The sequence below is a fragment of the Sandarakinorhabdus sp. genome, assembly GCF_031422795.1.
GTDB lineage: Bacteria > Pseudomonadota > Alphaproteobacteria > Sphingomonadales > Sphingomonadaceae > Sandarakinorhabdus.
In genome coordinates, this window is the sequence record NZ_JANPML010000061.1 from 1 (window position 1) to 13288 (window position 13288).

A 13288-nucleotide genomic window follows, 5' to 3' on the forward strand; every position below is an offset into this window, starting at 1 on the left:
GGGGCCGGCGGGCTGGCCATCGATTATCAGTGCATCGCGGTGGAAGATCTCGCTGCAACCGGCGCGCAGTTTGACCTCATCACCTGCCTCGAAGTGATCGAGCATGTCGCCGGGCGCGATGCCTTCTTCGCCGCGATTGCCAGCCTGCTGAAGGCCGGCGGGCTGGCGGTGTTTTCCACGCCCAACCGCACACCGGCAAGTTGGGCCGTGGTCATCGCCGGGGCGGAGTATGTCACTCGCTCCATTCCCAAGGGCGCCCACGACTGGAACCGGTTCTTCACGCCCGCCGAACTCGCCGAAGCCTTGCGTCACGCCGGCCTGACCCCGGGCGAACCCGTTGGCTTGTCGTGGCGACCGGGCAAGGGTTTTCATATCGGCAGCGACCTTTCGGTGAACTATTTCGTTACCGCAACCAAACCGGGCTGAGTGCTGCGGGCCGGCAGGTGCGCCATGGCCAGTGGCACCAGCATGTGCGGCACCACCAGCACTGCCAGTGCCATGAAGCTGCTGGCGTAAAGACTGTCCAGCAGCGCCGCGCTGTTGCTGTGCAACAGGATGCCGCCCGCAATCGCAAGCCCGCCCAGGCTGAGCGGGATCACCGAACCGCGCCATCGCCGAAACTGGCGCATGCCCAGCTGCTGCGCGTGCTCGCGAAATTGCAGCGGCGAATGCACCAGACAGAAATGCACGGCAAAGCCGATCACCGGCGGCAACAGCAGCATGGCCGCCACGGAGCAGGCTGCAGCCAGGGCAAGGCTGCGCTGTTGGTTCTGGATCAGCACGGCGATGGCAACAACGGCCAGCACCAGCGCTGTGGGGGCGGCCAGCAGTAGGCCATCGGCCAGCGTCGCAGCGCGCGGATCGCCGGCCAGGCCAACGAACAGGCCGCGCAGCGCATCGCCGTGCAGCACAGCGGGCGCAGACACGATGGCTGCAGCCAGCCCGCCCGCCAGCAAGCCCGATCCGCAGCGGCGCCAATCCTCGGCAAAGTGGGCAATCGCCAGCGCCAGAAAGCCGGCGAGCGCCAGCAGCGGCGCCGCCTGCCACAGCCCATAGGTGCCCGCCGCGCAGCCCAGATAGAGCAGGATCACGCCGGCGCGCGAACCCTGATCAGTGCCGCCGCCGGCCGCCCGGATAAGCGCCAGATCAAAGCCGCCGTGCGGCATCCCAGCCACCAGCAGCACCAGCGACACCGCCGCAGTGATCAGCGGTGTGTCGGGAATTGCACCGGCTGCAGCCAGGGCCAGCAGTCCGGCTGTGATCGGCAGCAGGGTGGGCAGGGAAATCCCGTTCCCGTTGTCATGGCGATCGGCATTGGCGGTCATGGCCCAAGCCCTTTGAAAAAAAGGTCAGCGGCGCTTGGTTAAAGCGCCGCTGACCGGTCGGTGTTCGGAAGCGCGAGGATTACTTGGCCGGGACGGCCGCCAAACCCTGCTCACCATATTCAGCCGCCGATTTGCGCACGGCGATCATGTACACCAGGATGCCCACGCCAACCTTGGCGATAACGTCGGCAATCGTGTAACCCACCTGGATACCGGTTGCGACCGCGCCGCCGGACAGGCTGGTGTAGGGGATCATGTAAACGATCGGGTAGAAGCCCCACGAAGCGAAGGTGAGCAGACGCGCCTGCTTGATCAGACCGCGTGCGCTTTCCGGCTGCCGTTCGATGGCGCTGCCGAGGCCGCTGAACAGCTGCCACACCACATAAGCAAACGGAATGGTCGACAGCGTGCCCCACAGCGCCCGCGTGCTGTTGTCGGTGGCGATTTCGCCAGGATAGCCCAGGATGATCATCAGTGCGGCTGCAAAACCGAGGCTGGTCGCCTTGGACACGGTTTCCTTCTGAGACAGCCGCATCACCAGCACCAGTTCGATCAGCAGCAGCGGCACGGTAAGCAACCAATCGACGTAGCGATAGGCGTCGTTGAAGGCATAGCCGGTGGCCGTGATCACGCCGTTCTTGACGTCGTAGGCGTCGGTCCAGCTTTCGAAAATGCGGAAATAATGGTAGGCTGCAATTGCCGTTACGAGGCCGGTGATGGTCATCGCCGTCTTGTAAGCTGGGCCAACTTGCGAGCGGCCCAGCCAGAAAAACAGCGTTCCTGCTGCCATCGCGGCAAAAGTGAACGAAAATGCATTATAGACCAGCCCAAACTGGCCGACGGTAATCTGTTCCATTGATTGCTCCTGCAAGCAGGCAATGCCGGGTTTCACTGCGCGTGCAGGAACATATGGCAATGCCGATTGGTCACATATCCAACAACACCTGGCGCCCACCCCAGGTCTGGCGGGCAATGGCGCTGTGCAGCCGATATGCGCGCCGTGTGCCGCCAATAACATACGGCCTTTCGGCCGTGTGACGTCACATCCCGGCTTCAACTGCGATGCGGATGACGTCGGCCATGTTGGATGTGTGCAGCTTGGCCAGCAGCAGGGCCCGGTGCATCTTGATGGTCTTTTCGCTCAGCGCCAGATTGCCCGCGATCTGCTTGCTGCGGTGCCCGGCGGCAATCTGCTGCAACACCTGGCGCTGGCGCGGGGTCAGCGATTTCACCTGCTCCATCGCCTGCTGGTGCCGATTGCTGGACGGCACGGCCTCCTCGCCGCGCAATTCGACCTGCGACCCGATGAAATACGTCAATACGCCGCCGGAATCGAACACGGGCGCCACCATCAGGGCGTTGCGAAACGGCATGCCGTCGCGTTTGTAGTTGAGGATTTCCACCAGGACCGCCCGCCGTTGCGCCACGGCAATGCGAATTTGCGCGGAGACCTGCGGATCGGTGCCGGGGCCGGTGAGAAACCGGCAATTGCGGGCAATGGTTTCGGCTTCGGTGTAGCCGGTGAGGGCGCAAAAAGCCGCGTTGGCAGCGATGATCGGATTATCGTGTTGCCGCGGATCGCTGATTACGGCTGCAATCGGACTCAAGCGGATCGACCGGAGTAGCCCGGCCAAGCAATCATCGTCGTCGCGCGGCATGATAGGTGGACCTTTCGGCGTAGGCACCTTGCGCGTAGGGCGCCTCGCGCGCGCTCCCTGCCGGTATTGCAGGATCCCGGCAATGGGACATGCCGACCCACCCACCGCAGCAGCGCCTGCTTGGCGGAAGCCTGCGATTGTGCCAGCCTGCGGGCATTGCAGGGAGAAACGGCCATGACGACACCGCTGAAGGGCATTCATCACAGCGCCTATCGCTGCCGCGATGCCGAAGAAACGCGCGCTTTTTATGAAGATGTGCTCGGCCTGCCGTTGGAAGCCGTGGTGCAGGAAGAACGCGAGCCGGGGTCGGGTGTGCCCAATCCGTTCGTGCATCTGTTTTTTCGCATGGGCGACGGCAATTTCATCGCCTTCTTCGATGCGCCGGGCACGGTGAAGGAGGGCGATTTCAAGCTCGTCCACGGCTTTGATCGCCATGTCGCCTTCGAAGCGGAAGATGAGGAAAAATTGCTGGCGTGGGCGGCGAAATTGAACGCGGCGGGTGTGCCGTGTTTCGGGCCGATCGATCATGGCTTTGTGAAATCGGTGTATTTTGCCGATCCCAACGGGCTCCCATTGGAAATCACCACGCGGGTGCCGGCGCATGATGCGATTTTGGCGGAAGACGCCAAGACCGCCCATGCCATCATCAAGGCGTGGACGGCGCGCAAGGCGGCCGAAGGGAAAGCCGCATGAGCTACCAGCGCATCCCCCTGCTGATCGCCTTTCGGGAGGCAGTGGGCCTGCGCGATACCTATGGCGGCATTGACGGCGTGGTGGCTTGCCAGGCCCACCACCTGAAGCCCGAGGTGCCATCCGATACCATCGTCGTGTTCATGCACCCGATGGGTATCATGCATTATCTGCCGCTGCCCGGTGCGCTGGCCGAAGCTGGCTGCCATGTGCTCACCGCGGTGTCGCGGTATCCCAACAACGACAATGCGCTGATCATGGAAAAGGTGGCGGTCGATCTGGGCCGCTGGGTGGCGCATTGCCGCGACGTGCTGGGGTACAAACGCGTCGTGCTGGCCGGCTGGTCGGGCGGTGGCAGCCTGGCGCTGTTCTATCAGGCCGAAGCCAGCGACCCGCAGGTGACGCACACGCCGGCCGGCGAACCCTTCGCGCTGGCCGATGCCAAGCTGCCACAAGTCGATGGCATCATGCTGCTGGCGGCGCACGTTTCGCGTTCGCAGACGTTGACCGAGTGGCTAGATGCCTCGGTCATCGACGAGGCAGAACCTCGGCGTGACCCAAAGTGGAATCTCTACAGCCCTGAATGCTCGCAGCCGGCCTATTCGGCTGATTTCCTTGGCCAATATGCCGCCCGGCAGGTGGCACGGTCGAACCGCATCACGGCGTGGGCCGAAGCGACCTTGGCCGAACTGAAAACCCGCGAAGGGCCTCACGCCGAACGTGCTTTCATCGTGCATGGCACCATGGCGGCGCCGTGCTGGCTTGACCCCGCGGTGGACGCCAATGATCGCCAGCCTGGCCGCTGTTATCTGGGTGATCCGCGCCTGATCAACGACAGCCCGGGTGGTCTGGGCCGCTTCACCACGTTGCGCTCATGGCTGTCGCAATGGAGCCTGAAATCGAACGCCTGCAGCCTGAAGGTCGGCCACCGCATCCGCGTGCCGGTGCTGGTGGTGGGCAACACCGCCGATGATGCCTGCACCCCCAGCCACACGCAGCGGCTGTTCGATTGCGTGGTGAACGCGCCGTCACGCGAACTGCAACTGGTACACGGCGCGACGCATTATTACGCCTTCCAGCCCCACCAATTGAAGCAGGCGGCGGGCATCGTGACGGACTGGTTGGGGCGGCAGGGCCTTTAAAGGAAGCGCGCCACCACGTCGCGATAGGAGCGGGACACCTTCACCTGCGTGCCGGAGCCCAGCACCAGGAAACATTCGCCGTTGGTGTGCGGCTTCACGCTCTTGATATTGTCGAGGTTGACGATGGTCGAACGGTGGATGCGCTGGAATGTTTTGGGATCGAGCCGGCGTTCCAGATCCTTCATCGTCTCGCGCAGCACCAGCGTCTGATCGGCGGTATAGATGCACATGTAATCGCCGGCGGCATCGATGCGTTCGATATCGGCGACATCCACGCGGAAGATCTGGCCGCGATCCTTGATGTTCAGCACTTTTTCAAAGCGACTGGATTGTGGCGCATCGGCCAAGTCATCGGGCAGGGCTTCGGGCGCGACTTCGGACAGGATTTCCTTCAGCCGCTCCGCGCCTTGCGCGCCCTGCTTTTCGGCCAGGCGCTGGCGGATGCGATCGATGGTGGCCGCCAACCGGTCTTCTTCCACGGGTTTCAGCAGATAATCCACCGCCTGTGCTTCAAAGGCCTTCAGCGCGTGCTGCATGAAGGCGGTGACGAACACGAACAACGGCGGTTCGATATCGGACAGGCCGGAGACGACGGAAAAGCCATCGAAACCCGGCATCTGGATATCCAGGAACACCAGATCGGGTTTCAGTGTGCGGATGGCGCGAATGGCTTCGCGGCCATTGGCGCAGCGTTCGATGATCTCGACATCGTCAAACGGCTGCAACCGCAGTTCGAGGCCCTGGATGGCCAGCGGTTCGTCGTCAACAAGGATGGTGCGAATGGGCATCGATTACACTTGGGGAGCCAAGGCCGGCACTGCAACCGGGTTTGCGACAGCCTGTGGCGCATTTTCGGTCTGATACGGAATATCGATCAGCACGATAAGGCCGTTCGGCTCGTTGTCGGCCAGTTCGAAGCGATGATCGGCGCCATAGCTTTGCGCCAGCCGTTCACGAATATTGGCCATGCCGACATTGGTGCCCGAGGCTTCGGCCGGCACCCCGCCCAGGCCGGGGCCGGTATCGGCGATGGTGATGACCAGCCGATCGCTCATGCGGCGGGCGTCCACCAGAATGTCGGCGCCGTCTTCCGATGGGGTGACGGCATATTTGATGGCGTTTTCGATGATGGGTTGCAGCAGCAGGCTGGGCAGGCGCGCCTCCATCACGTCGGGTGCGATGTCGAAACGGGTGCGCAGGCGGGCTTCGAACCGGGTGCGCTCGATATCCAGATACAGCTTCAGCGCCTCGGCCTCCTGCGCCACAGTCGCCAGGCCCTCGCGTTCGCCGACCAGGCTGTAGCGCAGGAAGCTGGCCAGGCGGGACAGCATGGCATTGGCGCGATCCGTCTGTTTCAGCAGCACCAGCGTGGATATGCTGTTCAGCGTGTTGAACAGGAAATGCGGGTTGAGCTGATAGCGCAGCATTTCCAGCTGGGCGCTGCTGGCCTGGGCCGCCATGTTGATCATGCGTTGGGACTGTTCGGCCAGCAGCAGATAATAGTTGATGCCGAAATACAGCGCGGTCCAGGCGCCGAGCACGGCAAAATCGAGCAGGATGGCGCCGAAGAACTGCACACCCTGCGGCTGCCAGCCAGGCTGATAAAAGGTGGCGTGCGCCCACACTTCCAGCACCGAGAACAGCGCCGAGGCCGACATCAGCAAGATGGCGGTGATGGCCCAGGTCCACAGCGGCTTCATCGCGATCAGCCGGCGATAGGCCGCAGCCAGCAGCAGCGTGATCGAAAAGCCGGTGGCGGTGACGATGATCGCCGGCACCACAAAATTGAGGCCCATCGAGTTGGCGAGGCCCGACAGGGCGCGCAGCATCAGATAGGCAAACCAGCCGCCGCCCTGCAACATCCAGAAGGCACGGTTCTTGTCGCGGAAAAAGCCCTGGCGGACGAGGGGATCTACCATCGGAGTCACCATAGCGGTTTGGATTGAAAAGGCCAAATCGGCGGTTTTCGGACATCTCCTTCGCGCCGGCTGGTCAGCCGCCGGTGCTGCCGCTAGGCTGGCGCGCATGGGACTTTCTGCAGAACAACTCCAAAGCTGCCTGTCTGCGCTGGCTGCCGATCACCCGCCGATTGCAGCGGCGCTGGCCAGCCACGGCTGGCCCGAACCCCGGCTGCGCCCGCGCGGGCCCGGCACCATGATGCGGGCGATCGTTGGCCAGCAGGTTTCCACCAAGGCCGCCGCCAGCATCTGGAACAAGCTGGAAGCCGCGTGCGGCGGCGACATGGATGATCTGGCGCGCGTGGCGGCCACGCCATTCGAAGCACTGCGCGCCGCCGGCATGTCCGGGCAGAAGGCCAGTTATGTGCATGCGCTGGCCGAAGCCGTGGCGAGCGGCCAGATTGATTTCGGCGCGCTGCCCGAAGCCGACGAGGAGGCGATCACTTTGCTATCGTCGGTGAAGGGCATCGGGCGCTGGTCGGCCGAGATTTATCTGCTGTTCGCCGAAGGCCGGCCCGACATTTTCCCGGCCGGCGATCTGGCCCTGCAGATCCAGCTGGGCAGGATGCTGGGCGAGGAATCGCGGCCGACCGAGAAACGGGCGCGGGCACTGGTCGAACCGATGCGCCCACACCGCGGCGCGCTCTCCATCCTGCTCTGGCACAACTACAATATTGTCGCCCTGTAGTTGGGCCCTGTGATACGGCGCACAAATGCAGCCGCGCATCACTGATATTTCCTCGCCGTCCAATCCGGTCCTGAAGGCGCTCAAGGCCTTGTCCGACAAGCGCGGGCGGCGGGAAGCGGGGCAGTTCCTGGCGGAAGGGCTGCGCGTGTGCACCGAGGCGCTCAGCGCCGGGCAGGTGCCCGAAACCCTGTTGTTCACCCCTGAGGCCGAACGCCACCCGCTGACTCAGGCGCTCATCGAAGCGACATGGGATTTGCGCGGCACCATCCTGCGCACCACGCCCGATCTGATGCAGCGCCTTACCGGCAAGGACAATGCGCAGGGCGTGGCGGCAGCCTATCCGATCCCCGATATCGGGCTCGACCGCCTTGACCGCAGCAAGGCCAAGCTGTGGCTGGTGGCGGAAAATCTGAAGGACCCCGGCAATTTCGGCACCATGCTGCGCACCTGCGATGCCACGGGTGCGGGCGGCGTCATCCTGCTCGACCAGTCGTGCGACCCGTTCAGCGTGGAGGCCGTGCGCGCCAGCATGGGGGCGCTGTTCAGCCGCCAGGTCGCAAAGGCGACGGGGCCGGCGTTTTTTGCGTGGCTGCGGCAGGGACCGGCCCATCTGGTCGGCGCCGCGCTCACCGATCAGGCGGTGGATTATCGCGCGGCGGCCTATCACGCGCCCTGCTTCCTGCTGATGGGCAACGAACAGGCCGGGCTGCCGGCGGATTACACCGCGCAATGCGACGCGGTGGTGAAACTGCCGATGCTGGGCGCTGCCGACAGCCTGAACGTGGCGGTGTGTGCCGGCGTGCTGCTGTATCATGCGCTTGACCAGCTGGGTGACGCCACCGACAGTTGACGGCGCGGCGGGCGTCGCTCAGGCTGGCAGCCCGTTCAGGAGACCGCCATGAAGCGCCGCCTTGTTGCCCTGTTGCTCGCCTGTCTTGCTGCTGCCCCGGCGGCGGCCCTCACCGCCCTGGTTGGCGGGCGGCTCATCGACGGCCAGGGCGGGCCGCCCTTGGCCAACAGCGTGATCCTGGTGGATGGCGATCGCATCACCGCCATCGGCACGGTCGCCACGCTGCCGGTGCCCGCCGGTGCCACCGTGGTTTCCACCGAAGGCATGGATGTGCTGCCCGGCCTGTGGGACATGCACGTGCATCTGATGATCAACGGCCACGCCGATTACACCCATTGGGACAAGGCGTATCTGACGCGCTTCGGCCCTGAAATCATGCCGGCCAGCGCGGTGCAATTGCTGCTGGCCGGGGTGACCAGCGCCCGCGATCTGGGCGGGCCATTGGCGGAAAGCATCGCCATCCGCGAAGACGTGAAGGCCGGCCGCAAGCCGGGCCCGCGGCTCTATGTGTCGGGGCCGTTCCTGCAGAAAAAGGCCTATCCGGGCACCGAGGCGTTCCGTTGGGGTGTGGACAGCCCGGAAGATGCCCGCGCCAAGGTGCGCAAGCTGAAAGCCGCCGGTGTCGACATCATCAAGCTGGTAGATCAGGATGAAGTGGGCGAAGCCACCACCCGCGCCATCGTTGAAGAAGCGCATAAATTGGGCCTGAAAGTGGTGGGCCACAGCCATCTGCCCGATGAAATCCGCATCGGCCTGAAAACCGGCATCGACAATTTCGAACACACCGGACTGGGCGCTGCACCGCGCTATCCCGATGATATCATGGTGGCGCTGGAAGCCCGCGCCGCCGAAGGCCGGGTGCGCGGCAACCCGTTGTATTGGACGCCAACGATCAGCGGCCTGTTCAACCATGGCAATCTGCTGGCCAACCCCGAAAAGTTGGACGATGCCTGCTGGGCGCGTGGCCTGAAGCCGGACACGGTGGCCGATATCAAGGCCTCGCTGAAGGATGTGGCGGCGCTGGAATACAACCAACTCACGCCGCGCCGCAAACCCACGCTGGACACCAAATTCGCGCAACTGCGCAAGGCCGGCGCCATCCTGCTGATCGGCACCGACAGCGGCATCCCCACCGCCTTTCACTGCCAGACGACCTGGAACGAACTGGATGTGTGGGTGAACGGCCTGGGTGTGCCGGCGATGGAGGCGATTCAGGCCGCAACCTACTGGCCGGCCAAGTTCATGGGGGTGGAGCGCGACAGCGGCACCATCGCGGCGGGCAAATATGCCGACATCATCGCCGTGCGCGGCGACGTGCTGCGGACGATTGCGCTGCTGCAGAACCCCACCCACATCATGAAGGGCGGCACGCTCTACAAACAGGGCGGCGTGGTCAACGAGGCGGCGCTGGCACCGCGCTGAGGTTCAGGCAAAACGCCAGCGTTGCAAGTTGTCGTCACCCACGCTCACCACGCCGGGCAGGCCGATGGGGTGGGCATCCAGGTTGAGCAAGGTGGCCAGCGCGTCTGGATCGCCGATGTCGATCTTGCCGAACACGCGCACGCCCTCGGGTGTGCGGCCGACAACGCTGCCATTGCTCGGCCCGCCGTCGCGACCAAAGACGATGCTGAAGGTTTCGACCGTGGCCGGGCCTGCGTAGCCGCCATCATAGGGCGGAACATCGCCGCGCGCATCTTCGGCTGCATCCTGCACATCGCGGTTCAGCATCAGCCAGGCCGGTTCGGCCGGGCGGCTGCCGATCACCAGCGCGTGATGCTTGGTCACATATCCGCCCTGGCCATAAAGTAGCGCCTGATCGGCCGGCTTGTCGCGCAAGGATCGCACCATCGCGCAGGTGCTGTGCAGCATGTAGCAATTCAGCCCGGCGCCAGCGAACGACAGCCCGCCCATCACCGACAGCGGCACATCCGGCCCCAGCCCCAGCGTACGCCGCGCCATCTTGGGCACGGTCGGGAAGCAGCTGTACAGTTCCACCCGGTCAAAGCCATTGGGTGCAATCCGCATCGCCTGGCCCAGCACGGCATCCTGCGCGCAGCTGTGCACATATTGATCGCGCTTGAGAAAATCCATGTGCTCACCCGCCGACGCGCCGCCGTGGACGTGGATGATGCGGTCTTCCGGGATGCCGGCAGCGCGGGCGGCGGCCAGCGTCGTCATCAGCACGGCGGCGGCGGCGTTGACGTTGTTATTGGCCACCATGCGCTTGGTATAGGGCCAGCAGATCATGCGATTGTCGTCGGATACCTGCGTGATCTCGTCAGCCGAAAACGCCTTGCGGCCCCAGGCGTTGGGATTGGCCGCCGCAACGGCGCTGATCCGTTCATAGGCCGCACCGCTTTCCGCCAGCGCTTCGCGCGGAGTGAGCCCCCATGCGGCGACCGTGGCATTTTCATACAGTGGATAGATGTGGATCGGCTGGAAAATGCCGTGCTGCATGCCCAGCGGCGTCACATGATCCGACGGGATGATCGGATTTTCGGGCGTTTTCGATGGCGGCGTCCACGGCAGGGTGATGCCGGCAGCCTTGGCCTTGGACACTGCGTTCTGCGCTTCGCCGCCGGTGATCACGGCCACCACGCTGTTGCCGTTCATGATCCGCAGCGCCGCTTCGTGGATCTTGGTCGTCGGGGTTTCGCCGCCAACGATGGCATAAACGGCGCGCGGCGGCACGATACCCAGCCGCTCGGCCAGCCGGGCCGCGACCCTGTCATAGCGCCAGCTGACCAGGTTGATCACATCAAGGCTGTCGATGCGCTCCAGGAAGCCCCCGCCAGCATCGGCATCGGCGGCCCGCACTGCGGCCTCCATCAGCGCCAGCGGTTCCAGCGCCAGGGCCGGATCGGTAGGCCGATCGAGAAATTCGCCAACGCCGATGATCACCGGTGTGCGTTCTGCTGGCAGCGACATCATTGGTTCCCCGCATTATTTTCATTGGTGATACAGGCTGCCGCTGCTGCCGGGAAGCACTCGCAGGCGTCGCTGCCCCCTGCTACAATCGCTGGGTGATAAACGCTGCCCCCGCCCCAGACTGGACCATCCCGCAGGATTGGGACCATTTCACCGCCACCGATCACCGCGTGTGGGATCATCTGTTCGACCGCCAGACTCGGCTGCTGCCCGGCCGGGTCGCGCCAGAGTTTCTGGATGGTTTGAAGCGGCTGGATCTGACTCGGCCCGGTGTCCCGGATTTCGCGCGCTTGAACGACGAGCTGATTGCGCTGACCGGCTGGCAGGTGGTGGCGGTGCCCGGCCTGGTGCCTGATGCGGTGTTTTTCGAACATCTTGCCAATCGGCGTTTTCCGGCCGGCAATTTCATCCGCAAGCCGGATCAGCTGGACTATCTCCAGGAACCGGATGTGTTCCACGACGTGTTCGGCCATGTCCCGCTGCTCGCCCATCCGGCCTTTGCCGATTACATGCAGGCCTATGGCCGCGGCGGCCTGCGCGCGCTGGAATTCAATGCCATCGACCGGCTGTCGCGGCTTTATTGGTATACAGTGGAATTCGGCCTGATGCGTTCAGCAGACGGCCTGGCCATCTATGGTGCCGGCATCGTTTCCAGCCACGGCGAGACGCTGTTTGCGCTGGACAGCGCCAGCCCCAATCGCATCGGCTGGACCCTGGAACGCGTGCTGAAAACGCCGTATCGGATCGACGATTTCCAGCAGAATTATTTCGTCATCGACAGTTTCGATCAGCTGCTGAAGGTGACGTTGGAAACCGATTTCGGCCCGCTGTATCAGCGTTTGGCCGGGGCCCAAGACATCCCGATCGCCGCCATCCTGGCCGACGATGATGTGTTCACCCGCGGCGACCAAAGCCACTTTGTTGCGGCCAGCGCCGCAATTTAGCGCAGCTTCCCGCGCTTCACCACGTTGACCACGCCCAGCAACACGCTGGCGCCAACGAACGCCACCAGCAAGCCCGTGATGGAGAAATTCTGCACGGAGCCGGCAATGCCGACCTGGTTGAGGATGGCGTTGCCGATCACCGAGCCGACGCAGCCAACGACGATGTTGAGAAACACGCCCATGTCGCTGTCGCGGTTCATCACCCGGCTGGCGAGGAAGCCAGCGAAACCGCCAACGATCAATGCGATGATCCAGCCCATGATACGTCTCCTGAAGAGGGCGGGCCGCCGAAGGTCCGCGTTTGCATTCTGCCTCAAACACTGGCCTGCCGCCAGCCATCATGGCATGGAGCGGCCATGATCGACACGCAGATGCAATCGGGGCCCACCTCCCACAGCTTCATTTCGCAGCGCATGCGGCTGCATTATTGCGATTGGGGCAACCCGGATGCGCCGCCGTTGCTGCTGCTGCACGGCGGCCGTGACCATGCCCGCAGCTGGGATTGGACGGCGCGCGAACTGCAGCGCGATTGGCACATCATTGCGCCCGATTGGCGCGGCCATGGCGATTCTGCGTGGTCGGGTGACGGCGATTACAACACCCACGCCCATGTTTATGATCTGGCGCAGCTGGTGCATCAGCTGAAACTCGCGCCGGTCACCATCGTGGCCCATTCGATGGGCGGCAATATCGCGTTGCGCTACACTGGCCTCTATCCGGAAAATGTGAAGAAGCTGGTGGCCATCGAAGGCCTCGGCCCGTCGCCCAAGATGCTGGCCGAACGGCGGAAAAGCGATTTTGCCACGCGTGAACGCGAATGGATCGACGCCAAACGCGCCGCCGCCGCCCGGCAGCCCAAACGCTATGCCACGCTGGAAGATGCATTCGCGCGCATGCATCAGGAAAACAGCTTCCTCTCAGAGGAACAGGCCCGCCACCTCACCATCCACGGTACCCACCGCAACGAGGACGGCAGCTACAGCTGGAAGTTCGACAATTATCTGCACTTGCCGTGGGCGCACGACACCAATCCGGCACTGGTCGCCGAATTGTGGAGCCGCATCACCTGCCCGACGCTGTTGATGTATGGCGAAAAAAGCTGGGC

General features: G+C 63.9%; 15 protein-coding genes. 8 read left to right on the top strand and 7 right to left on the bottom strand.

Annotated features, from left to right (window positions below):
* On the top strand, positions 1-426 hold a 426-nt coding region (gene ubiG, locus RMO81_RS02485), incomplete at its 5' end, for a bifunctional 2-polyprenyl-6-hydroxyphenol methylase/3-demethylubiquinol 3-O-methyltransferase UbiG (protein ID WP_310474145.1).
* On the opposite strand, the gene RMO81_RS02490 is transcribed toward ubiG, so the two are convergent.
* From RMO81_RS02490 to RMO81_RS02500, 3 genes are all read right to left on the bottom strand, one after another.
* A complete protein-coding gene (locus RMO81_RS02490; RefSeq protein ID WP_310474146.1) occupies positions 396-1325 on the bottom strand; it encodes a Brp/Blh family beta-carotene 15,15'-dioxygenase in 930 nt (309 codons plus the stop codon). The two genes, ubiG and RMO81_RS02490, sit on opposite strands and share 31 nt — an antisense overlap.
* Before the next feature lie 79 nt (positions 1326-1404).
* The gene (locus tag RMO81_RS02495) at positions 1405-2181 is read right to left on the bottom strand and encodes a bacteriorhodopsin-like (protein WP_310474147.1); all 777 of its coding nucleotides are present in this window, start codon (positions 2179-2181) and stop codon (positions 1405-1407) included.
* Between the two features lie 184 nt (positions 2182-2365).
* Positions 2366-2983 (bottom strand): LuxR C-terminal-related transcriptional regulator, encoded by a 618-nt coding sequence (locus tag RMO81_RS02500; RefSeq protein WP_310474148.1) that lies wholly within the window; start codon positions 2981-2983, stop codon positions 2366-2368.
* A 174-nt stretch (positions 2984-3157) separates the two neighbouring features.
* On the opposite strand from RMO81_RS02500, the gene RMO81_RS02505 reads away from it, so the two are divergent.
* Together RMO81_RS02505 and RMO81_RS02510 are read left to right on the top strand one after the other, a co-directional pair.
* The gene (locus RMO81_RS02505) at positions 3158-3676 is read left to right on the top strand and encodes a VOC family protein (protein ID WP_310474149.1); all 519 of its coding nucleotides are present in this window, start codon (positions 3158-3160) and stop codon (positions 3674-3676) included.
* Positions 3673-4815, top strand: a complete 1143-nt coding sequence (locus RMO81_RS02510; RefSeq protein WP_310474150.1) for an alpha/beta hydrolase — start codon at positions 3673-3675, stop codon at positions 4813-4815. Before RMO81_RS02505 ends, RMO81_RS02510 begins: the two co-directional genes overlap by 4 nt.
* Here RMO81_RS02510 and RMO81_RS02515 read toward each other — a convergent pair.
* Both RMO81_RS02515 and RMO81_RS02520 read right to left on the bottom strand, forming a co-directional pair.
* Positions 4812-5603, bottom strand: a complete 792-nt coding sequence (locus RMO81_RS02515) for a LytTR family DNA-binding domain-containing protein (RefSeq protein ID WP_310474151.1) — start codon at positions 5601-5603, stop codon at positions 4812-4814. The two genes, RMO81_RS02510 and RMO81_RS02515, sit on opposite strands and share 4 nt — an antisense overlap.
* Before the next feature lie 3 nt (positions 5604-5606).
* On the bottom strand, positions 5607-6734 hold the full coding sequence (locus RMO81_RS02520; protein WP_310474152.1) for a histidine kinase: 1128 nt from the start codon (positions 6732-6734) through the stop codon (positions 5607-5609).
* A 106-nt stretch (positions 6735-6840) separates the two neighbouring features.
* On the opposite strand from RMO81_RS02520, the gene RMO81_RS02525 reads away from it, so the two are divergent.
* From RMO81_RS02525 to RMO81_RS02535, 3 genes are read left to right on the top strand one after another with little or no spacing between them, the layout of a single operon-like run.
* Entirely contained in the window at positions 6841-7461 is a 621-nt protein-coding gene (locus tag RMO81_RS02525; protein WP_310474153.1) for a DNA-3-methyladenine glycosylase 2 family protein, read from the top strand.
* Between the two features lie 25 nt (positions 7462-7486).
* The gene (locus RMO81_RS02530) at positions 7487-8311 is read left to right on the top strand and encodes an RNA methyltransferase (RefSeq protein WP_310474154.1); all 825 of its coding nucleotides are present in this window, start codon (positions 7487-7489) and stop codon (positions 8309-8311) included.
* A 48-nt stretch (positions 8312-8359) separates the two neighbouring features.
* Positions 8360-9733 (top strand): amidohydrolase family protein, encoded by a 1374-nt coding sequence (locus tag RMO81_RS02535; protein WP_310474155.1) that lies wholly within the window; start codon positions 8360-8362, stop codon positions 9731-9733.
* Between the two features lie 3 nt (positions 9734-9736).
* Here the strand turns inward: RMO81_RS02535 and RMO81_RS02540 are convergent, their stop codons facing one another.
* Entirely contained in the window at positions 9737-11242 is a 1506-nt protein-coding gene (locus tag RMO81_RS02540; RefSeq protein ID WP_310474157.1) for an acetyl-CoA acetyltransferase, read from the bottom strand.
* 92 nt (positions 11243-11334) lie between these two features.
* Between RMO81_RS02540 and phhA the strand changes: the two genes are divergently transcribed.
* A complete protein-coding gene (gene phhA / locus RMO81_RS02545; RefSeq protein ID WP_310474158.1) occupies positions 11335-12183 on the top strand; it encodes a phenylalanine 4-monooxygenase in 849 nt (282 codons plus the stop codon).
* Here phhA and RMO81_RS02550 read toward each other — a convergent pair.
* A complete protein-coding gene (locus RMO81_RS02550; protein WP_310474159.1) occupies positions 12180-12443 on the bottom strand; it encodes a GlsB/YeaQ/YmgE family stress response membrane protein in 264 nt (87 codons plus the stop codon). The genes phhA and RMO81_RS02550 overlap by 4 nt on opposite strands.
* 96 nt (positions 12444-12539) lie before the next feature.
* Here RMO81_RS02550 and RMO81_RS02555 point away from each other — a divergent pair.
* Positions 12540-13288 (top strand): alpha/beta hydrolase (locus tag RMO81_RS02555; RefSeq protein ID WP_310474160.1); only part of this gene is annotated, 749 nt, incomplete at its 3' end.